Annotated in this window: 23 protein-coding genes and 2 pseudogenes; 10 read left to right on the top strand and 15 right to left on the bottom strand. The window is 35.0% G+C overall.

What is annotated here, in order from left to right; genetic code table 11:
• Positions 1 to 19 precede the first annotated feature (19 nt).
• The 8 genes from ABWU36_RS01730 to ABWU36_RS01695 form a co-directional block, all read right to left on the bottom strand.
• On the bottom strand, positions 20 to 1123 hold the full coding sequence (locus ABWU36_RS01730) for a YhcG family protein (RefSeq protein ID WP_353272890.1): 1104 nt from the start codon (positions 1121 to 1123) through the stop codon (positions 20 to 22).
• Positions 1107 to 1361 (bottom strand): PAAR domain-containing protein, encoded by a 255-nt coding sequence (locus tag ABWU36_RS01725; protein WP_253308963.1) that lies wholly within the window; start codon positions 1359 to 1361, stop codon positions 1107 to 1109. The genes ABWU36_RS01730 and ABWU36_RS01725 overlap by 17 nt, the downstream gene beginning before the upstream one ends.
• 8 nt (positions 1362 to 1369) lie before the next feature.
• On the bottom strand, positions 1370 to 1825 hold the full coding sequence (locus ABWU36_RS01720; RefSeq protein ID WP_253308964.1) for a phage baseplate assembly protein V: 456 nt from the start codon (positions 1823 to 1825) through the stop codon (positions 1370 to 1372).
• A complete protein-coding gene (locus tag ABWU36_RS01715) occupies positions 1812 to 2288 on the bottom strand; it encodes a hypothetical protein (RefSeq protein ID WP_264688407.1) in 477 nt (158 codons plus the stop codon). Before ABWU36_RS01715 ends, ABWU36_RS01720 begins: the two co-directional genes overlap by 14 nt.
• A gap of 108 nt (positions 2289 to 2396) precedes the next feature.
• Positions 2397 to 2780 carry a phage tail protein gene (locus ABWU36_RS01710; RefSeq protein WP_253308966.1) on the bottom strand — a complete coding sequence of 128 codons (384 nt, stop codon included), beginning with the start codon at positions 2778 to 2780 and terminating at the stop codon, positions 2397 to 2399.
• Positions 2781 to 3086, bottom strand: coding sequence for a hypothetical protein (locus tag ABWU36_RS01705; protein WP_253308967.1), 306 nt, complete (start codon positions 3084 to 3086; stop codon positions 2781 to 2783). It lies immediately after the preceding gene.
• A gap of 192 nt (positions 3087 to 3278) precedes the next feature.
• On the bottom strand, positions 3279 to 4283 hold the full coding sequence (locus tag ABWU36_RS01700) for a major capsid protein (protein ID WP_264688406.1): 1005 nt from the start codon (positions 4281 to 4283) through the stop codon (positions 3279 to 3281).
• Positions 4284 to 4355: 72 nt separating this feature from the next.
• Positions 4356 to 4685: a head decoration protein gene (locus ABWU36_RS01695; RefSeq protein ID WP_265016806.1), complete on the bottom strand. Its 330-nt coding sequence runs from the start codon at positions 4683 to 4685 to the stop codon at positions 4356 to 4358.
• Between the two features lie 227 nt (positions 4686 to 4912).
• On the opposite strand from ABWU36_RS01695, the gene ABWU36_RS01690 reads away from it, so the two are divergent.
• A complete protein-coding gene (locus tag ABWU36_RS01690; RefSeq protein WP_253308968.1) occupies positions 4913 to 5872 on the top strand; it encodes an IS110 family transposase in 960 nt (319 codons plus the stop codon).
• A gap of 112 nt (positions 5873 to 5984) precedes the next feature.
• On the opposite strand, the pseudogene ABWU36_RS01685 reads toward ABWU36_RS01690, so the two are convergent.
• Positions 5985 to 6194 (bottom strand): annotated as a pseudogene (locus ABWU36_RS01685) (major capsid protein); the annotation flags it as partial.
• 34 nt (positions 6195 to 6228) lie between these two features.
• Positions 6229 to 6606 carry a head decoration protein gene (locus ABWU36_RS01680; protein ID WP_264687786.1) on the bottom strand — a complete coding sequence of 126 codons (378 nt, stop codon included), beginning with the start codon at positions 6604 to 6606 and terminating at the stop codon, positions 6229 to 6231.
• Between the two features lie 501 nt (positions 6607 to 7107).
• Between ABWU36_RS01680 and ABWU36_RS01675 the strand changes: the two genes are divergently transcribed.
• Entirely contained in the window at positions 7108 to 8037 is a 930-nt protein-coding gene (locus tag ABWU36_RS01675) for an AEC family transporter (RefSeq protein ID WP_253309260.1), read from the top strand.
• A 189-nt stretch (positions 8038 to 8226) separates the two neighbouring features.
• Here the strand turns inward: ABWU36_RS01675 and ABWU36_RS01670 are convergent, their stop codons facing one another.
• The 4 genes from ABWU36_RS01670 to ABWU36_RS01655 all read right to left on the bottom strand — a co-directional run bounded on the left by ABWU36_RS01670 (position 8227) and on the right by ABWU36_RS01655 (position 9713).
• Positions 8227 to 8364, bottom strand: a complete 138-nt coding sequence (locus ABWU36_RS01670) for a hypothetical protein (RefSeq protein ID WP_264688100.1) — start codon at positions 8362 to 8364, stop codon at positions 8227 to 8229.
• Positions 8333 to 8647: an FtsB family cell division protein gene (locus tag ABWU36_RS01665; RefSeq protein ID WP_253309259.1), complete on the bottom strand. Its 315-nt coding sequence runs from the start codon at positions 8645 to 8647 to the stop codon at positions 8333 to 8335. Before ABWU36_RS01665 ends, ABWU36_RS01670 begins: the two co-directional genes overlap by 32 nt.
• A 49-nt stretch (positions 8648 to 8696) precedes the next feature.
• Positions 8697 to 8825: a type B 50S ribosomal protein L36 gene (ykgO, locus tag ABWU36_RS01660; protein ID WP_006279631.1), complete on the bottom strand. Its 129-nt coding sequence runs from the start codon at positions 8823 to 8825 to the stop codon at positions 8697 to 8699.
• A gap of 69 nt (positions 8826 to 8894) precedes the next feature.
• Positions 8895 to 9713 (bottom strand): pyruvate, water dikinase regulatory protein, encoded by an 819-nt coding sequence (locus ABWU36_RS01655; RefSeq protein ID WP_253309258.1) that lies wholly within the window; start codon positions 9711 to 9713, stop codon positions 8895 to 8897.
• Between the two features lie 150 nt (positions 9714 to 9863).
• Here ABWU36_RS01655 and ccmC point away from each other — a divergent pair, with 150 nt between their 5' ends.
• Together ccmC and ABWU36_RS01645 are read left to right on the top strand one after the other, a co-directional pair.
• Positions 9864 to 10574: a heme ABC transporter permease CcmC gene (ccmC, locus tag ABWU36_RS01650; RefSeq protein WP_253309953.1), complete on the top strand. Its 711-nt coding sequence runs from the start codon at positions 9864 to 9866 to the stop codon at positions 10572 to 10574.
• Between the two features lie 98 nt (positions 10575 to 10672).
• Positions 10673 to 10813, top strand: coding sequence for a hypothetical protein (locus tag ABWU36_RS01645; protein WP_253309257.1), 141 nt, complete (start codon positions 10673 to 10675; stop codon positions 10811 to 10813).
• A gap of 67 nt (positions 10814 to 10880) precedes the next feature.
• Here the strand turns inward: ABWU36_RS01645 and ABWU36_RS01640 are convergent, their stop codons facing one another.
• Positions 10881 to 12548, bottom strand: coding sequence for a hypothetical protein (locus ABWU36_RS01640; protein WP_265045471.1), 1668 nt, complete (start codon positions 12546 to 12548; stop codon positions 10881 to 10883).
• Between the two features lie 180 nt (positions 12549 to 12728).
• Here ABWU36_RS01640 and ABWU36_RS01635 point away from each other — a divergent pair, with 180 nt between their 5' ends.
• The 6 genes and pseudogenes from ABWU36_RS01635 to ABWU36_RS01610 all read left to right on the top strand — a co-directional run bounded on the left by ABWU36_RS01635 (position 12729) and on the right by ABWU36_RS01610 (position 19589).
• Positions 12729 to 14006: an adenylosuccinate synthase gene (locus ABWU36_RS01635; protein WP_264688480.1), complete on the top strand. Its 1278-nt coding sequence runs from the start codon at positions 12729 to 12731 to the stop codon at positions 14004 to 14006.
• Positions 14007 to 14259: 253 nt separating this feature from the next.
• On the top strand, positions 14260 to 14709 hold the full coding sequence (locus tag ABWU36_RS01630; protein WP_353272924.1) for a hypothetical protein: 450 nt from the start codon (positions 14260 to 14262) through the stop codon (positions 14707 to 14709).
• Between the two features lie 148 nt (positions 14710 to 14857).
• Complete coding sequence (locus tag ABWU36_RS01625) at positions 14858 to 17185, top strand: hypothetical protein (RefSeq protein ID WP_353272923.1); 2328 nt, start codon at positions 14858 to 14860, stop codon at positions 17183 to 17185.
• 146 nt (positions 17186 to 17331) lie between these two features.
• Positions 17332 to 17595, top strand: a complete 264-nt coding sequence (gene infA, locus ABWU36_RS01620; RefSeq protein ID WP_164224845.1) for a translation initiation factor IF-1 — start codon at positions 17332 to 17334, stop codon at positions 17593 to 17595.
• Positions 17573 to 18166 (top strand): Maf family nucleotide pyrophosphatase, encoded by a 594-nt coding sequence (locus ABWU36_RS01615; protein WP_064125248.1) that lies wholly within the window; start codon positions 17573 to 17575, stop codon positions 18164 to 18166. The genes infA and ABWU36_RS01615 overlap by 23 nt, the downstream gene beginning before the upstream one ends.
• Positions 18167 to 18358: 192 nt before the next feature.
• Positions 18359 to 19589: pseudogene (locus tag ABWU36_RS01610) on the top strand (IS256-like element ISWpi15 family transposase).
• Positions 19590 to 19601: the final 12 nt, after the last annotated feature.

Below are 19601 nucleotides of genomic sequence, written 5' to 3'. Positions count from 1 at the left end.
AAACACGTTGCCTTTTGTGTTATATCTGTTTAATCATTTTCTTCTTAGTACTTGCGTATTTTTCACGAGCTATAGAGATAGCTTTTCTCAACTTCTCCTCAAGGATTTCCTTAGGAGGCAACTGTCTTAAATACTGTGCAACATGAATATTAGATCCTTCAAGCTCCAGGTATTCTATATCTTCTTGATCCTTATCAGCACACAAAATAATCCCTAGGGGTTTTTCTTCATCTGGTTTTCGTTCATTTTTATCTAACCAATTTAAGTACCATTCCATCTGTCCTTTATAAGCTGATTCAAATCGACCAATTTTTAGTTCTATTGCAATAAGGCGCCTTAATCCCCTATGAAAAAATAGCAAGTCTAAATACCTATCAATTCTTTCGGTACTCATCCTTTTTTGACGTGTCACAAAACAAAAATCATTACCAAACTCTTGTAAAAATTTTACCAATTCATCCAAAATCGTATTTTCTAGATCAGTCTCACTATGACTTGATGGCAATTCCACAAAGTTAAGGAAGTATGGATCGTGAAAAATGAATTCGGGGGCTAACGTATTTTCTTCACGTAACTGTTTGATGCTTTGTCTTATGAAGTCCTCAGGCTTTTTTGCTAGTGCTGTACGTTCATACAACATGGTATCGATTCTACTACGTAGTGCTCTAACACTCCATCTTTCAATACGACACATTTCTATATAATAATTACGCTTCAGCTCATCAGAAATTGCAATAATTTCTACAAAATGTGACCAACTCAATTGTTGTGACAGTGTCGCGACAATTTCTTGATCGGGAAAGAATTTGGAAAATTGCACCATCCGAAACAATGAAGCTCTATCAAATCCACGTCCATATTTCATCTGAAGTTCTTTTGCAAGTTGGGAGATGATTTGCTTCCCATAATCTGCACGTTTGTGCTTTAGGATATCTTGATCAATTCTGGAGCCAATTTCCCAGTTTAACAATACTAGAGTAGAATTGAATTGAACAGAAAGATGATTCTTTGCTCTATCTATTAAATTACTAACGTCTCCTAATAGGCTAGTAGTTATATCCATGTTCATAATTTTACTTTTGGTAAGTATAGCACATGGTTTATTTTTATTCTGAAAAAACATTACTACTTCCACTTATTACCTTAAAACCACAAGATACTGAATCCCCAACTCTTCCTATACCATGACCATTTGCAAACACTGTTTTTGACCCTTGTGCCATTACCTTACCTTCTGTAAAACTATCTCCTTGCCGACAAACTGGTCTTCCGTTTACAAATATATCTCTGCTTCCACTTATACAAAAATGCGGCAACGCTTCCCCGCAGTGATCTCCTAGGCATATAACTGATTTATTCATTCCTTTTCCTAATTTAGATTTATTCTTTGTGCCTTAAGTTTTATTCCATCCTTTGTCATCTCTACGCTTGATCCTTCTACTTTCAACGTTATTTTATCTACTACTTCAATCTCAAGATGATGATTCTCCTTGTCGTACGATAATTTTGTTCCATCTTGAAATTTTACACTATTTATTTCCTTTTTATTCTCCGGAGGCGGATATTTCTCCTGATATATTGCCGGTAACACCACTCCTAATGATAATTCCCCAAATGGTGATAACACTACCACTTGCTCATCAATATTCGGTGGTGACCAGCTTTCAGCTCGGCAAGTAATCCATGGTAACCAATCTGTTAAAAATTCTCCTACTTTGACCCTTACTCTTGCTTTTTCATAGTCGATTTCTTTCACTAGACCTATACGAATAATATTCGCTAGCCTTCTATTTAGCTCTGCAATGGCAAAATTATGGTCTAACATTTATATTTCCCACGTTTATGGTATGTGGCTTAATTTTTCCCTCTAACCAGACTGATTCTCCCAAATGCAGCTCGTGAACCCATTCAACTAACCACACTAAATACGCATCCAACTCTGGCCTAAATCCGTCAATTTCCGCAGATATAAATTCTCCTGGCGAAACATTTTCCACGTTCCAAGTATTTTTACTTACAACCCTTGCAACTTCCGCTGCCAGTGACCTTACCACTACCTGAGAATCCTCGACTGTTCCATCAACTACTACTCTTGCCTCAAATCTTGCCCTCAACGCTAATTCCTCAGTCCCCGGATCTTTTCCTGGTTCTAAACTTGCAAGCTCTACAAACACTGCTGGCGCTATTATTTCCCGACGTTCTGCTCTATACATTTCGCACGTTTGTATTGCTGGGATTTCTTCTTTTAGCGTTTTACAAATTGCCTGATGTAAATTTCCCCAGAACATTATTTCATATAACTCATTTGCTGATCAAAATACTTCTCAAATACTCTCTCTACTTCATTATCAACTAACTCTTTCATTATTTCCCGAGCTTGCGTGTTTACTTTAATTTCATCTATTGGTATGTACCTTCTTTTCTATATGACCATTTTTCATTGTTGCTATAAATGCTCCTTCATACATACGGCTTCCTACTTTTGCTCCTATCTTTGTCTGTTTTATACTCCCAAGTTTTGCTACTCCTATCCACTGCGAACTCAGCTTCACTACTGACCATAAACGCTTTCTATTTGCTTTATCCACACTTAACTTTTTTCTCATTGCTTTTTTTGGTATTTGTTTTTCTTCGCTAACTTGTTTGACAGTTTGCGATCTTACCCATAGTGCTGTTTTGTTTAATGCCCTCACCGTCGCTTTTTCCACTTTTTTCCTTTCAGCATCTATACTTTGTATTACCTTTTCAATACTACCGGTAACTTCAACGTTAATACGCATTTACACCCCTGACGCTTGAATTTTCCAGATTATTCCTGAATTATCCCTAAGCGGCGGTGAGTGTACTCTGTATCTACAACTACCTATGGAAAAAGTATCTCCCACCATTGGCTTTAATACATCAAACACACTTACTTCTAAAGTCAAAATTTCTCCTACAAATTGTCCTTCACCAATCCCGTATAATTTATCTGGCTGTTGCTTTAATATCTGTACCTTGTATGACTTATCCTTTGACTCATACAACGCTTGCTCTCCCAGATGTGCAAAACAATCTTTAAATAATCTCTTAATATTTCCTTGCATTCTTCCTTTATACTTACTAAACTTCTAAAGCTTGTGTAGGTAGCTTTTTCGTACCTCTTTTCTTGTAGTTGCTCTGCCTACAAAAACCATTTGCACATCTTACCTTTATATAGTAATTTAAGAAGCACGCTAAGAAAGTGGCTACATTGGTAGGAGAGTTTGATTAAAGTCATTCTCTCCTTTTTGGCTCCTCTATGCTGCAACGATTTTTACTAATATCCCCGGACGGTGGCACATCGGCAAAGGGTTTGATTGGGTATGAAGGTCAGTTCCTCTATCAAATCTTCTTGGCTCTTGTTTTGCATAGAGCGGCTGTCCTAGTGTATTTACTGTTTCATTGAAGTCCGCTGGCGCAAAGTAAGTAGTAAATGTGTTTGCTGTACCAAGTGGAAAACAGTGCCCCGTATCTTTTTCTATAAACCTTCTCACATTTCCTTCAGGGTCAGTTGCTTGTCCTCTGTACTCCTCAAATGTTATTCCACAGAACGTAAATCCTGATCTCATGTCGTTCCGGAGTGCTGCTCCTTCTTGCCATCTCTCGTATGCTTCTTTTACCTTGGTATGAGAAGTTAAAGCGTCAAAAAACTCTGGGCTTACCAGCGCATGAATCCCGGTCATATATTCACCACTTAAGTTGTCCTCAACATGCCTCAATACTTCCAGACACTTACGCTTGACATCGGTGGTTGCTGTTCCCAGCGCAAAATTTACTACTTTTGGCGTAATTTCAAATTCGTTGTAAAGGTTTAATAACTCACTGCCATCAGCATCCAGAATAATCCCTTTTAACGCCCCCATCCGCAAATGTTCTAACGTTATTGCGTGTTTGTTTCTCATCAATTGCAAATGATCGGTTATTACATCTGCAAGTGCTTTTAGTTCACTCTCTGACCCAAATGCCCTTATTCCTTGTACTTCTTCAGGCAATACTACGTCATCATGGGGAATATGTGGTATCGTAAACGTCCTTATTTTCCTTTTTCCTCTTTTCCCTACTGTTGCTGGTGCTCCTGGGACTTGTGTTGGTAATAAAGTTAAAACTCCGTGGTGTTCTTCTATCGTAATATGTCGAAATCTTACCGATCTACTTGGAAATAAATTTAAGCTTTCTGTTCGACCATAATTTATCGGCAATATGTTTATTGCTTTAGTTAATTCCGTCATACTAAATGCTGGATTTGTAAATGGATTTTGCATTCTTTCCCCCTTTCCCTTTAATGCTGTGTGTTTTAAGTTGTTTCTATGTAAGTTGCTGAGTCTGGTAGCTCGTTAAACTCCCTTGCGGATGATAACGCCTCGTGCTTCAAGTTGCTTTATTGCTGCAGCTTTCTGCTCTTCTGTTATATTTGCTGGCCACACAACCGCATGATCTGCTAGCATTGCTATACGAGTAATGATTACTGCTTTGGTGGTTTCCGTTGCGTTTACATCACTTGTTATTACACCTATTGCTGTTTGTGTGCCATCTGTGGCTGTCGGATTTATTATCTTAATCATGTTATCTTTATCATAGCCAACAACTGTTCCAAGTTTGAGGTTTTGTCCTTTGACTACGGTTATTTCCTCTCTTGTATAATCTCTATATACTTCATATTTCAGAAGATCACCTTATATGTTAAAAACAAGTTCATAAATATTACAAAGTGGTAATATTAAGAACATGCAGAGAAGAGGAACCGTAGATCGCCTTGGTCATAAAGGACCGTAATTTAGCAAGGTTCTCTTCCCTGATTATTTACTGAAAAGTTCCGAACAACTGATTGAGCTTTTAGGCTCGTATATAAGTGTGGAAAATGCAGTATTACATGTTATTCTATGGAGGAATTATGAATTTATCAAATATCATTGCTGGCATTGATGTTAGCAAAAATAAACTAGATATCCACATTCATCCACTTGGACATTATAAAGTATTTGAAAATAACGTTCAAGCTATTGATCAAATACTCGACTTTTTGCATTTACATAATGTAATCAAAGTTGGACTTGAAGCAACTGGTGGGTACGAAAAATTATGCGCTTATACTTTACTAAGCCATGGTTTCGAAGTATATGTAATTCAACCTAGATGGGTGAGAGACTATGCAAAAAGCCTTGGTATTGCTACTAAAACTGATAAAATAGACTGCAGCATTATCTCACGTTATATTAATAATACAGATATGCGCGTTACTCCTTTAAAAGTTAGTAATGTTGACTTCTTGAGGCAAAAGCTATCTCGTAGAAATCAACTAGTAGAAATGGCAAAAATACAAAAAACTCAAGCTCATCAAGTAACTGATATATCCATAATCAAACAAATGGAAGAGCTACTTGTCATATTACAGAATCAAATTCAAGTTTTAGAAGATGAGATGATTGAGTTGATTGAACAAAGTCAAGAGCTTAAAAAAAAATACATATCAATAACTAGTATACCAGGTGTAAGTAAAATCACAGCTATTACTATTATTTGTTATCTGCCAGAATTAGGAACTCTTCAAAGAAAGCAAATATCTAGCATTGCCGGAGTTGCACCTTTTAATCGAGACAGTGGTTTTAATAAAGGAAAAAGGTGCATTCAAGGCGGTAGGTCACAAATTAGAACAGTCTTGTATATGTGTATTCTTAGTGCGCGGAAATGGAATTCTTTCATAAAAACTTTTTTTGATAGGTTACATAATCAATATAAAAAACCATATAAAGTTGCTTCCACTGCTGCTATGAGAAAGTTACTTTTACTTGCTAACTCTTTAGTAAGAGATGACAGGGTTTTTACTGAGGAATACAGCCCTAAGTCTGCTTAGATCCAACACTAGCAGATTAGTGTGGATGTGGATAAGTGCGCTTACACAGACTGAAAGCACTTATCCACATCCACACTTTTTAAAAGAATTTAAATCAAATATTACAACTTATTTTTCCAACAGTTGCTGGTGCTCCTGGAACTTGAGTTGGAAGTAGTGCTAAAAAACCGTTTTGTTCTTCAATGGCAATATGGCGAAACCTTACTGATTTACTCGGAAAAAGTTTTAAACTTTCAGTTCGACCAAAACTAATTGGTAAAATATTAATAGCTCCAGTTAATGCTGTCATATTGAATGCTGGATTTGAAAGTGGATTTTGCATAATGTTTAGCTCCTATTAAAAATTAATATAAAATTCAGATTCCTTTACGGACAATAATACCCCTCTCTTCAAGTTGTTTTATTGCTGCTGTTTTTTGCTCTTCAGTTATATTTGCTGGCCAGACAATTGCATGATCAGCAAGTAAAGCTACGCGAGTAATGATTACTGCTTTAATATCTGCATCTTTACTATTTACATCGTTTATAATCACACCTATTGCTGTTTGAGTACCATCTGTGCCTAGCGGATTTAGAGCTCTTATAAAGCCCCCATCATCTGTCTTTTTGCTAACCACTGCTCCAAGCTTTAGGTTTTGTCCCTTAGCAACAGTAATTTGGTCACGTGAGTATAGATTTGATGCCTCATATTTTAAGAGGTCACCAAGATTATTTGGTTCAGTTATACAAGACATGTTTTTCTCCTGGAAATTTTGGCTGATAAAGTTATTAATTTTGTTTTTTCCGCTGAATTTGTAGTTGCTATAGTCCGCGGAATAGCTTTAGCTTTGTAGGTTTATATATTTTGTCGTGCCTTGGCTGCCTGCATCAATAAATCCTCCGAAATTACGTAAAATATGTTAAAAGCATCTTTGGCTTTATAGCCCACCAAGTAAAAATTATTTTTCAGTATTTTTCATTTCTCTATTGACTTTTAACACAACTGCTAAATTACCACAAGCAGTTTAATTTTTCATCATTATTCAAAAATATGCAAGGAGCTTTATAGAAACTTAACATAATTTTATCATAAAAATGTCATTCTTAAGTCTTATGTAAAAACAAATTTTGACACTAAGTGAATCTTTTTTAATTAACTATGAACTGGATAAATTGGAAAATAAATTTTGTTTACTTTTATAATACCTTAAGATCTAATATCACTTTATCAGTCAAAAGTATCACAATAGGCTAGTATGTTCCTTACTCTTTTCCTAAAAATATTACCTATTTATATTACAATATTTATTGGTTATTTATCAGGAAAATGTCTTAAAATTGACAGAAACACTATATCTCAAATACTCTTTTATATAGCTAATCCAATAGTGATTTTATATGGAGTCTCTCATACAGAAGTTAATTTAAAAGTAATTTCTCTGCCGATTTTGATATGGTTTATAGGTAGCACTATGTCCTTATCAGTGTATTATCTTTCTTCTTTTTTATTTAAGGATAACACGAGAAACATATTAGCGTTTAGCTCGGGCAGCACAAGTATGGGGTATTTTGGCCTGCCGATTGCCATGGCTTTGTTTGATGAAGATTCAGTATCTGTATATGTTGTTTGTTATATAGGAATGGCGTTGTTTGAAAATAGCTTAGGATTTTACATAGCTGCAAATGGTATTTATACCGCAAAAGAATGCATATTAAAGTTGTTCAAACTTCCTTCGCTTTATGCGATGGTTCTGGGCTTCTTTTTAAGTATATATGATATACAAATACCTACTTTTTTAACAGATGTTATGATGAATATTAGAAGTACATTTGTCACATTAGGGATGATGCTACTTGGAGTGAGCATTGCAAATATTACAAGCTTTAAAGTAGATTGGAAGCTTGCTTTGATCACTATTACAGCAAAGTACGTATTCTGGCCACTGTTTGTTTTAGGAATTGTCCTTCTAGACAAACATGTTATAGGTGTATACGACGAGAGTATATATAAAGCACTGATGTTGCTGGCTATTATTCCAGTTTCTGGGTCCAGTATAATACTTGCTAATATTTTGAATTATCAACCAGATAAAGCTACTCTGTTGCTTCTAATTAGTACTGCAGTGGGACTATTTTATGTTCCACTAATAATATCATTATTTTTTACTAAACTTATTCTTTTTTGATCAAGCGGTAGATAAAACTTAAATTTACACTAGCTTCTTGCATAATCACATAAAAAACCTACTCTTTTTTGTCATTCCAGCGCGTGACGCTGGAATCTAGTTTCACTTTATGATGGTGTCATGAAAGTAACTGGCACTGGAATCCAGAAAAAAGAATGGTGTCATGAAAGTAGCTGACACTGGTTCACTCTATAATGATGTCATTCCAGTGTCAAGCACTGGAATGACATCATAGGGGCACTGGGATGACAAGAAAGGGGCTTGAATGACAGGAGGTAACGCAAGAAGTCTACTGCTATTCCACGTCAAGAACAACCATAAGTTCATTAGGGTTCACATAACCTAAAGCATTTTTTGCTTGCTCATCAAGCAGATCTAAATCTAAGCTTTTTTCATATAAGCCAAATACTTTATTGTCCAACTTTTCCTTTTCAGAAGAGACATCCTTTAGCAAAAGCTTATTGTACTCAATCTCTTTTTTTAAGTCGATTAACGTCAATAAGCCACGTTTACCTGTAATTGTGCTAATGCTAAAATATAATGTAAGAGAAGAAATGAATAAGGCTGCGCTTAAACACAATAACTTTTGCTTCTTTTTAGGTATAAACACCGTACTTTCACATACAAGAAATGTATAACATGAAAAGGTGAACAAAAAGCTAAGAACCTTGACGCGCTTTACACCTTGGCTTTACCTTGTTTATAATGTAAATCTTACCACCCCTTTTCACAACTTTACAATTTTTATCTCTGTTACGATGAGATTTTAGCGACCCTTTGACTTTCATATCTATAGTAAGAATTAAATTACCTTACATTATGATCACTTACAGAGAGTTAGTCAATTGATAAATTTTTCACATTTTATTAAAATACTGTATAATTGTTGCTGATACTTCTTCGATTGACTTTTGCGTGACATCAATAATTGGCCAGTTATTCTGCTTAAATAGTTCCTCTGCTTCTTTAATTTCCTTTTCTACTTTTCTAGGATTAGCATATATATTATTATCTTCGTTGTTAATTGAAGTAAGTCTATTTTTGCGTATTTCTATTAGCCTACTTACGTCTATTGTTACCCCTATCGTTAGTTTATTTTTTAATTTTGCCAAGTCGACATAAAAGGGTACTCCACTAACAAAAGGAATATTTGCAACCTTATAGCCTCGATAAGCTAAATACGTACTGGTGGGAGATTTTGATGTACGTGAAACTCCAACCAAAATTATATCTGCTTTATCAATATCTTGAATATTTTGCCCATCATCATGATTAATAGTGTAGTTTATTGCCTCAATGCGCTGAAAATATTCGTTATTTATCTCAGTATGCAAGTCAAGCTTTTCGTCTTTTTCAATTTCAAGATAGGACGAAATTTCTCTAATAATATGTGATAATATTGCTCTATAGGGAATTTTCAACTTTATACAGTTATCTTTTAGATATTTTCTTAGCTCATCATCAGTAATAGTGCATATAACAAAATTATGCTCATCACTTTTCCTATTAATTTCCTCCAGAATTTTGTCAATCTGCTCTTCTCCTTTCACAAAAGACCAAACATATTCGATTGTTTCTACAGAACGAAAGTGTTTCAGAGCTGATTTTGCAACTGATATAACAGTTTCACCACTTGAATCTGATACTAAGTGTAAATTAAGCTTTTTAAGGGTCATGTTTTATATAGTGTTATACTAAAAATAATAGCAAGCAATCGGCTACTGAAATTGTGCTAATTTGTTAATCTATGTCAATGCAGAAAAACTATCCTGTTGATAAAACTCAAACTAATTGGTAAATTCTTAACGCAATTATTCTCAAAACGAATGTTTTTATTAAAGCCTACAAATTTCACTTCTTTTTCTAAAAAAGCACTACCTTGGCTTGGGGTTATTTGTTTCGCATGTTTTTTAATTGGAATGTTTTTAGCGTTATTCTTCTCCCCAGAAGATTATAAACAAGGAGAAATTGTACGAATTATGTACATTCATGTGCCTTCTGCATGGCTTGCTCTTGGAATATATGGACTCATTGCATCACTTAGTTTCATTTCATTGGTGTGGAACAATAGCATTGCTAGTGTCTTGGCACATGCTGCTGCTCCTGCAGGGACAGTCTTTTCTGCAATATGCTTAATCACAGGTAGCATCTGGGGAAAAGGAACCTGGGGCACTTGGTGGGTATGGGATGCAAGGCTTACTTCAATGCTAATTTTATTTTTCCTATATGTTGGCTACCTTTCATTGTGGAGCGCTTTTGATAATGAAGCGAGGGCAGAAAAATCAGCAGCAGTATTTGCCATTTTTAGTGCTATAAATATTCCCGTAGTAAAATTTTCTGTGAATTTATGGTCTACTCTCCATCAGCCAGCAAGCATTTTGAGAAGAGGTGGAGTAGCAATAGAAAGTTCTTTGCTGTTGCCACTCATTGTAATGTTTATGTTTTGTGCCACATTTTTTTTAGTAGTGTGGATACTATACTCACTTCACTTAATTAATTTGTACAAAATAAAGAGAGAAATCAGTATGCGGTATTAGGTAGCTTTGTAAGTATACAGGTAAATATGCTAGAGAAAATTAGGTAAAATATCTTTGGTCACTTTAAATACTTGCCTGCTGAAACTGAAGAACGTGCTATGTTATGTGATCTAACTAATTTTAAAAGCAGCAATGACCAACTAACTAGAATAGATCAGGTATTGAATCGAGATCAACTTGAACATTTTACCAACGTTCTTGAAACATATGATGCAACGGCACGTAGTTTTTACGATTAGGTGCATTGTAAAATAGCAACCGTTGCAACCATGAACTCTAAAATATTCAAGGAGCCTACCAGTATCTTTAAAGTAAATGTTCATGTGATTCCACAGATAATTTCTGTTTTTTGATTCTATCTGTCCATTTATCATTTTCTATATCTTGTTTGTTGGTTGCTCTTTTTTCTTGCTCAACAATTGCCTTATCTACCTTCTGATAAATTGCATCAATTGCATTAATTGCATTTTTTTCTTTGTATACTTCGCTTTTCCCTTCAATAATTAACTTAATAAAAGTATTTACAACAGACTGCACTTGATTATGATTAACCTGACCTTTTATCAAAGAAGGTAAAGATCCTAATTCCATTATATGTTGACCTATGTTATTCTTTATACCTTCTGTATGCATTAACTTTATTATTTCATCATCAAACTCTTTCAATACTTCTGATGCTATTTTATCTTGAGTGGAAAGCCCTAAATTATCTGCTACTTCACTTGTTAATAACTCTCTGTTTTCTTTATTATCTTCCAATTTAGCATAATTACTCAACAGATCCATAACTGTAGATACTCTGACTTCAACAATACCATCAACATCTTCATTTCCTAAAGCAACTCCTGATTCCAATAACCTCCCTCTGAGATTTTTGCTTAAAAGATTGATAAACTCTTTATTTGCATCCGATCCTGTAGCAGATATTGTACCATCTAAATAGTTACTTTGAGTACCTAAGCTATGCTCTATTTGTATTTTTGTCTCAGGTTTAAATCCTAATTTTGCACAGAATTTCTGAAAATATTCTTTAATAATGTCAAACAAGCTCTTGCCATTATCTTTATAATTTTTTAACTCTTTAGGAATAGTAAGTGACAATTTACCATCTCTGTATGTTACAAAGTCTTTACCATCTTGAGACTCAAGTGTAAATTCTAATGAGTTAGACAGATCACATATCTTATCACCATGCATAACTTGATTTTTAACAGAGAGTATTGGTAGCCTCATGTCAGATCTAATTCTTACATTATTTTGGTTAGCACAATCAATATTTATTACTTTTTTAGGATTTTCTACTATGAACGACTGTCCAAGTGCAAGTTGGGTTTGTATAAATGGAGCAGCCTCATACCCTGCTTGATTACAATTGGTGACTAGCTCTTCTAAAATAGCATTACTTGGAACTTCTGCTCCAGCGTATCTAAACATTTTTTTGAAAACTTCTTTTGCAAAGGAACGGTAGTCTTTGTTTTCATCTTTCTCTGTTGGTAATAGATGTTGGCCAGCATTGTAAAATTCTTCAAATTCTTTCTTATATGAATCGGTTTTTTGATGATTGGCAGTTTTGGGATTTTCACAGTGATTTTTCCATAGCTCACCCAATGCATTACTTACAAGCTCTTTCTCAATATCTTCGAGTACTGAAGCAACAAAAGCTTTGCCATGATCCGTATCTATTTCTCTTGTTCCTTTTTTGTTAAATATTTCGTCATTATATATATCATCACTATTAAAAAGTTCGCTTTTGTGGTGCTTAGCTCCTTCCTTAAATGCAATAATAAGATTTTTATCTATTTCTTTTCCGTTAATAATAAAATTCATCCTTTGAAAATCTAAGAACATTGTTTCACCAGAATTTGCTAATTCATTATCTTGACCTGCTCTTAATTTACTAAAATTGAACTCTTTAGCTGTGGCCTTTAATCTAACTACTGGACTCTTATTATTTTTTCCTTTTGCCTCTTTCATAAATAACACCTTACTGTAAATATGCTGTAAGTTATATCATATAATGATGAATAGTTTGGTAATATATTAAGAAAATCGACAGTATATTTCTTTATTTAAGAGGTGCAGGAAAGGCGCAGATTTCTCTTTCCATTTGTAGCGTACTGCATTAATATTTATGTATTAATTTAGAAAATAATGATGAATAACATTGTAATTGTTGGTCTGCAATGGGGTGACGAAGGCAAGGGTAAAATAGTAGATTATCTTTCTGGGAATGCAGATGTAGTTGTGAGATTTCAGGGAGGAAATAATGCAGGGCACACTATAGTAATAGATGATGAGGTTTATAAATTAAATTTACTGCCCTCTGCTGTTTTGAGAACGGGCAAAATATCCATCATAGGAAACGGTGTTGCTCTTGATTCACATGCTCTAATCTCAGAAATAGAGTCATTGAAAGTTAAAGGAGTGGACGTAAACTATAACAACTTGATGGTATCCGAGAGCTGTCCATTAATACTTAGCGTACATAAGGACAAGGAAAAGCTATTTGAAGATTTAAACGGAAATCACAAAATTGGTACAACAAACAAAGGGATAGGGCCATGTTATGAAGATAAAGTTGGAAGGAGAGCTATACGCCTTTGTGATTTAGAAAACGCAGATGAGCTCAATAAAAGAGTGGATACTCTTCTGAATTACCACAATGCTATCAGAAAAGGCCTTAACTACCAGGTGGTTAAAAAAGAAGAAATATTAAAAGAAATTCAAGGGATTTCAAAAAAAATTCTTTCATATAAAAAACCTGTGTGGAGGATATTAAATGACTTTGTGAAAGAAGGTAAGAAAATAATATTTGAAGGCGCCCAAGGCACATTTTTAGATATCGACCACGGAACTTACCCTTTTGTTACTTCAAGTAATACTGTAGCGTCGCAAGCAATAACAGGCTCAGGATTAGCCTCCAATGCTTACATTATTGGTGTGGTAAAAGCTTATACAACAAGAGTGGGCAATGGTCCATTCCCTACTGAGCAAAAGAACGAGATTGGAGATAGCTTATTTACTATAGGCAAGGAGCTTGGAACAGTGAGCAATAGAAGAAGGCGCTGCGGATGGTTTGACGCAGTTTTAGTGCGCCAGGCTGTGCAACTTTCTGGAGTTTCAAGCATTGTATTAACCAAATTAGATGTGCTTGATTCTTTTGATACAATTAAAATATGCACTGGTTACAAGTATAGCGGGAAAATGTATGATTATTTACCCGCATCGCATTCAATACAGGAGGAATTAGAGCCAATATATGAAGAGTTTCCTGGCTGGAAAGAAAATACTCAAGGTAAAAGGTCGATTGAAGCATTGCCTATCAATTTAATAAAATATATAGACAAGTTAGAAAAATTAATAGGTGTACCAATTCATCTAATTTCAACTAGTCCAAAAAGAGAGGATGTTATTAAGCTTAAAGATTTCTGAAAACGTCTTTTAACTTTTATCCAATAAAAAAAATACTTGCATAACTCAAAATACTAAGTCTATTATATAAGATATTATTGTAAACTTATAGTGAGTAGTGCATAATGAAAGACAAAAGCTTAAGTTTAACACTTGCAGTTATTTTCAACACAATTAAGTTAATAATAAAAGTTAGTGTAGAACGTGGTTATACAGTTTGATTTTTTTGAATATATGTTAATTGGTATAATGTAAATATAGTTAAAGGAGGTGTGTGATGATTGGAGGTTTGACTAAGGGAGACAAAACAGCAGAGGCAGGAAAAACAAGTGATCAGTCAGAGAATTATGATGTTGAATCAGTTATAAGGGCAGCATCATGTACCTGGTATGCAATACATCGCCTACTGGTGTTGTATGGAGAAGAAAAAGAAAAATTATGTTATTCATCACGGTTTACACTACCTTTTATATCTCTCAAGAACCGTATCAATGAAGTGGAAAAAGAAAATCCTTCCACTAAGGACTCTGCTACAATAAAGTTCTGCCGCTCAATTGCAGAAAATGATAAATTATGCAAAGAATTAAGAAATTTAAATAATCTTGCTGAAAATTTTGCCAATAAAGAATTTGATTCTCAATTAGAGAAGATAATAACAGGTTTTAAACTAAAAGATCTAGAAGACAAGGTAGGCTTCTTAGTACTTTTTAAAAGAAGAAAGTGACTTCACTGCTATACAAAAGGCTTATAGGGATGAGTGGAGTTTTTATGACCTAATAAACGATAGAGATTTTAAACAAACGTACATAGATAAAGCAGTAACAGAGTCTGCTAATAAGAGCTTTAAGGAAGATATAAATAAATGCATAAAGTTGGCAGAGCAGGGAAAAAAAGCTGCAAGTAAATATTTTGAGAGGAAAGACGTAGAGCTTCAAGCTTATTACACAGAAACTGATAACGCTCATAGAGTTTTGAATGTTAACCTTATTAATTACAATAGAAGTGAGCCAACAAGGATTAGTGACATTTTACAGCAAGAGAAAGATATTAAAGAACTGAATATCTATTGCAATAAAAAACATGAAATATACGCTCATCAAGAAGATAAGAAAAGATATTATGAATTTAAAGAAGGCGCATATTATGAAATGACAAGCACTTGGCCTGTAGAGAATGGATCCAGAATGTGTACCATGATTATGAATGTGAGTAGTAGCGGCATAACTGAAGTACTAAAATTTGATGGTGAAGATTTTGTGTCATCGGAGGAGATCCTAGAATTAATAAAGCAAAATGATGAATTATATATTCAAGGCCTCGTCTTACATGATGCTGTAATGAAATCACTAGAAAAGGGTAAGGCTGCTGATGTTGTACCTACTGCTAATAATAATTTTCAAAATGAATCTATAGTGGCCTATCAAGATAAGGAACCAGGGGGGGAATCGAAAGGTCCAGACCCTAAAGTTGATGATGACAATAGCCTTCCTTCTTCTCCTTCTATTAATAGCAATGCATTAATTCAAACAGAAGTCAATTTACAGCACACTGAAACTCAACCAGAAGTTGCTTCACAACAAATGGATGAATTGATTTTAAATAATCAGATGCTGTCCGAAGAAAACGTTGAATTGAAGCAAGAAGAAGCAGAGTTGCAAGTGATAAATAAAAAGCACCATGAATTAACACAAGAAAATCAGCAACTACAGGAGAAACTAGAAACAACCCAAGCAGAAGATAATCAAACAATTGTAAAAGAGAGGCAGAATAGCGATTTACAAGATAAACTTGGAGAAGAGAGACCAGAATTCGACATTCCAGAAAACGAGTACGAGGAATTTCCAGGAGATACAATGCTTATACTTAAACTCACTGAAGATGAAGATAACGTTAATGTTACACCAGAGAAGAAAAAATTACGCAGATTTTCAAGCGTTGATAGTGGACTTGGTGATGAGCATTATGTATCGGATCAGAGACCTGTAGAAATTGAGCAAGAGCAAAAAAACACAGAATTGCAAACTGAACTGGCACAAAAAGATAAAAAGTTAGCAAGTGCGTTAGCAGAGCTACAAGGGAAAGCACAAGAACTTGAAAGTGTATGTGAAGAAAAAGGAAAGCTAAGGCAAGAGCTGGGAGTTGCTAATGCAAAAAAGGAGGAGTTAAAAAGTGAATTAAAGAAATCGCAAGAAGAACTATATCATGTGCAGGAAGGAAAATCTGATTTAGAGGACAAGTTTAACCATTTAGAACACTTGAATAAGAAGATGGATGAAAACCAAGAACAGCTTTCAGAACAAGTATTAGATCTGCAAAAAAAATTATCATGCTCGGAAGAGGTAACCCAAGAATTAATCAATAAGTTAAAAAGTGCTGAAGCAGAAAAAAAAGAAGTGAATCAGAAACTTGCAGAAGCTGGGCAAAGAATTGAAACATTAAAAAAATGGACTAGCGATTTACAAGATAAACTTGAAAAAAAGGAGCGAGGATCAAAGGCAGAAATAGATGCAATGCGCAAGGAGTTAACGCAGCTTAAAGAAAACCTGAAGAGGAATGAGGAAGAATTTAAAAGTGTGCATGAAGAAAAAAGAAAGCTAGAGGACAAGCTGAAAGTTGTTAATACAGAAAAGAAGGAATTAGAAGAAAAATTAAAAGAACGTGAAAAAGAGATAGACCAAGAAGCACAAATAATGGAGGAAAAGGAGCAGTTTATAAGCAATTTAAAATGTCAAATGCAAGGGTTGGAAAAAGAGCATGAAGATGAGATTAAGGAATTGGAAGAGAACCTTGATGCATTGAGCGACATCATTGCAGGTAAAGTTTTGGATATTGAAGGTCTGATGAAAAAATTACAAAACAGTGAAAAAGAAAAAGAGTTTTTCCGTGGTCAAGTAGAAGAGTTAAGTGAAGAAACGTTTGCTGATAAACAAAAAGGCTTCAACAATCAATTTTATACTCTAACAGGAGACATTTCTAGTGAGCCTGATAATGTTCCACGAAAGAAGATAGAGTTATCCAGATCTTTAAGCTTTGATAGTGAATCTGATAATAAGTCTTATGTTCCACAGGAAGGGGACAATGATAGCGTATATGATAGCAATGAGGAGAATTGTGATAATCATCCTTGTAGTTCAGTTCTAGTCCTAGGGTCCGTAAGTCCTATCAGAGCACAGGCAAGGAGTAGAAACGTAGGTAGGTAGCTCACCTTCCTCTCGCATTATTGTGAAGATGGTTGGGGTTAAGTTGCAAGAGAAATACTTAAGTGGGGTGCAAAAAGTCTTTTGTGTTGATAATAATTTAAAATCTATAGTAGACTGAAAAAGATTATTAAATTATAATATAACATATGATAAAAGACGAGAAATCAAAAACAATTTTTGAAGTGGAAGGGGCAGTAACTGCTTTACTACCTGCAGCAGAATTTAGAGTGAAACTGGACAATGAACATGAGATTATCTGTCATGTATCAGGGAAAGTGAGAAGAAGTAAAATACGCATCATTATCGGGGATAGGGTGTTAGTTGAGATGAGTATTTACGATAGGAATGCGAAAAAAGGTCGGATCATTAGAAGGCTTAAAGGTACAAGTGACAGAACGATCTCTAAATAATCTTATTCTTGCTTCATCATCGAAAAGGCGTATAGCTTTACTAAAACAAATAAATATTGAGCCAGGTTTAATTTTGCCAGCAGACATAGATGAAGCCCCTTTAAAAAAGGAACTTCCGAAGGATTACTCAATCCGTATGGCAAAAAGTAAAGCTGAGAAAATACAAAGTTCAAATCCAAATTACTTTGTGCTTGGTGTTGATACAGTTGTTGCTTGTGGTAGAAGGATATTGCTTAAAGCTGAAAACGTTGAGCAAGCAGAAAAATGCATCCGCTTGTTATCAGGAAGAAGGCATAGAGTATATACCAGTGTGTGTCTATTAACTCCCGATCAATCTAAACAACATATTAGAACTGTGGTTACAATAGTGAAATTTAAACGTCTCAGTGAACAAGAAATTAAGTATTATTTAGCATCAGAAGAGTGGAAAAATAGGGCAGGGGGATGCAATATACAAGGCCTAGCTGGGATGTTCGTATTGTTCTTACGCGGCTCCTACTCTTCCGTTATAGGGTTACCATTACATGAAACCTATTGTTTGCTAAGTAATTATTTTAACCGGGAGTGTTAAATAAACCATACGCGTCAAGTTAAGGCCCAATATAGCACCATTTAAAGTGGGTAGATAGCCTTTCGAAATCCCTTAACAAGTGTGCCCAACAAATCTGTCTTTTTTCGTCACTGAAGTAGTGGGAGTGTTAAATAAACTGTGTCAAACCGAAAAAAAAGTAATAAATTGATATAAAAAAATGGAGGTTTGACAATGAGTCAGAAAGTAGTAAACAGAACTACCGGTTTGGTAGATTATAAAGAATTAGAAACAAATATCCTGTCGTCTATACGAGAAGGAAGACCGTTGACAGGAAGAGATGGAGCATTAACACCGTTTATAAAAAAGTTGCTGGAGGTAAGCCTGGAAGGTGAAATAGAAAACCACTTGTCGGCTGAAAGCGAAGAGAATAATCGAAGAAATGGGAGGAATGCAAAGACTTTACGTACAAGCGCAGGGTCATTTGAGCTTTTGACGCCAAGAGATAGGGAAGGAAGTTTCGAACCACAAATAGTCAAAAAAAGGCAAACAAACTTACATCCAGAGCTTGAAACGAAGATTTTGAGCACATTTGCCAGTGGTATGGGCTATAGAGATATAGTGTCACATGTTGAGGAAATTTATGATCACAAAATATCGGTGGCAGAGATATCAAGTATTACTGACAAATTGCTACCAGTAATCAACGAATGGCGTAGTCGCCTGCTGCAGTCTGTATATCCGATAGTTTTCATGGTTTTTTAAAGTCAAAGAGGACGGGCATTGCGTAAGTAAATGCATGTATAACATATTAGGCATAGATCAAAATGGCAAAAAAGAAGTATTAGGTTTTTATTTGGCTGAAAGTGAAGGAGCTAACTTCTGGTTGGGAGTGCTAAATGACCTCAAAGAAAGAGGAGTAGAAGATATCCTTATTGCCTGCGTTGATGGGCTGAAAAGCTTTCCTGCAGCTATAAACAGTGTCTTTCCTAATGCGGAAGTGCAGATGTGTATAGTGCATCAGATACGCAACTCACTGAAGTATGTGGCCAGTAAAGATGCGAAGAGTTTTTTGAGCGATTTAAAGAAGGTATATCAAGCTTCAAGCAAGGAAATTGCCGAGAATTATCTGTTGGAATTGGATGAAAAATGGGGCACAAAGTACCCTATGGTTATAAAATCTTGGCAGAATAATTGGGAAAACTTGTCTGGTTATTTTAAGTATTCTGGTCCAGTTAGGAGGATAATCTACACCACCAATCCCATAGAGGGGCTACATAGGCAAATTAGGAAATTCACTAAGACCAAAGGCTCATTTACCAGCATAAATGCCTTGTATAAGCAGGTATATTGTGCTATAAAGAAGGCAGAGGAAAAGTGGACGATGCCTGTACATGATTGGGCATTAACTATCTCTCAACTTGATGTTTTCTTTCCTGGCAGATTGAAAATTGAGTTGAACTAAAAATGCGGTTTG

Source organism: Wolbachia endosymbiont (group A) of Portevinia maculata, from assembly GCF_964028525.1.
GTDB lineage: Bacteria > Pseudomonadota > Alphaproteobacteria > Rickettsiales > Anaplasmataceae > Wolbachia.
This window is presented reverse-complemented; position numbering and strand designations above follow the sequence as displayed.

What these genes read in the sequence shown, in the direction of transcription:
- ABWU36_RS01730 (WP_353272890.1), bottom strand. Translation starts at nt 1,123, where the DNA reads ATGTTTTTTCAGAATAAAAATAAACCATGTGCTATACTTACCAAAAGT.
- ABWU36_RS01725 (WP_253308963.1), bottom strand. Translation starts at nt 1,361, where the DNA reads ATGAATAAATCAGTTATATGCCTAGGAGATCACTGCGGGGAAGCGTTG.
- ABWU36_RS01720 (WP_253308964.1), bottom strand. Translation starts at nt 1,825, where the DNA reads ATGTTAGACCATAATTTTGCCATTGCAGAGCTAAATAGAAGGCTAGCG.
- ABWU36_RS01715 (WP_264688407.1), bottom strand. Translation starts at nt 2,288, where the DNA reads ATGTTCTGGGGAAATTTACATCAGGCAATTTGTAAAACGCTAAAAGAA.
- ABWU36_RS01710 (WP_253308966.1), bottom strand. Translation starts at nt 2,780, where the DNA reads ATGCGTATTAACGTTGAAGTTACCGGTAGTATTGAAAAGGTAATACAA.
- ABWU36_RS01705 (WP_253308967.1), bottom strand. Translation starts at nt 3,086, where the DNA reads ATGCAAGGAAATATTAAGAGATTATTTAAAGATTGTTTTGCACATCTG.
- ABWU36_RS01700 (WP_264688406.1), bottom strand. Translation starts at nt 4,283, where the DNA reads ATGCAAAATCCATTTACAAATCCAGCATTTAGTATGACGGAATTAACT.
- ABWU36_RS01690 (WP_253308968.1), top strand. Translation starts at nt 4,913, where the DNA reads ATGAATTTATCAAATATCATTGCTGGCATTGATGTTAGCAAAAATAAA.
- ABWU36_RS01680 (WP_264687786.1), bottom strand. Translation starts at nt 6,606, where the DNA reads ATGTCTTGTATAACTGAACCAAATAATCTTGGTGACCTCTTAAAATAT.
- ABWU36_RS01675 (WP_253309260.1), top strand. Translation starts at nt 7,108, where the DNA reads ATGTTCCTTACTCTTTTCCTAAAAATATTACCTATTTATATTACAATA.
- ABWU36_RS01670 (WP_264688100.1), bottom strand. Translation starts at nt 8,364, where the DNA reads ATGAACTTATGGTTGTTCTTGACGTGGAATAGCAGTAGACTTCTTGCG.
- ykgO (WP_006279631.1), bottom strand. Translation starts at nt 8,825, where the DNA reads ATGAAAGTCAAAGGGTCGCTAAAATCTCATCGTAACAGAGATAAAAAT.
- ABWU36_RS01655 (WP_253309258.1), bottom strand. Translation starts at nt 9,713, where the DNA reads ATGACCCTTAAAAAGCTTAATTTACACTTAGTATCAGATTCAAGTGGT.
- ccmC (WP_253309953.1), top strand. Translation starts at nt 9,864, where the DNA reads ATGTTTTTATTAAAGCCTACAAATTTCACTTCTTTTTCTAAAAAAGCA.
- ABWU36_RS01645 (WP_253309257.1), top strand. Translation starts at nt 10,673, where the DNA reads ATGTTATGTGATCTAACTAATTTTAAAAGCAGCAATGACCAACTAACT.
- ABWU36_RS01640 (WP_265045471.1), bottom strand. Translation starts at nt 12,548, where the DNA reads ATGAAAGAGGCAAAAGGAAAAAATAATAAGAGTCCAGTAGTTAGATTA.
- ABWU36_RS01635 (WP_264688480.1), top strand. Translation starts at nt 12,729, where the DNA reads ATGAATAACATTGTAATTGTTGGTCTGCAATGGGGTGACGAAGGCAAG.
- infA (WP_164224845.1), top strand. Translation starts at nt 17,332, where the DNA reads ATGATAAAAGACGAGAAATCAAAAACAATTTTTGAAGTGGAAGGGGCA.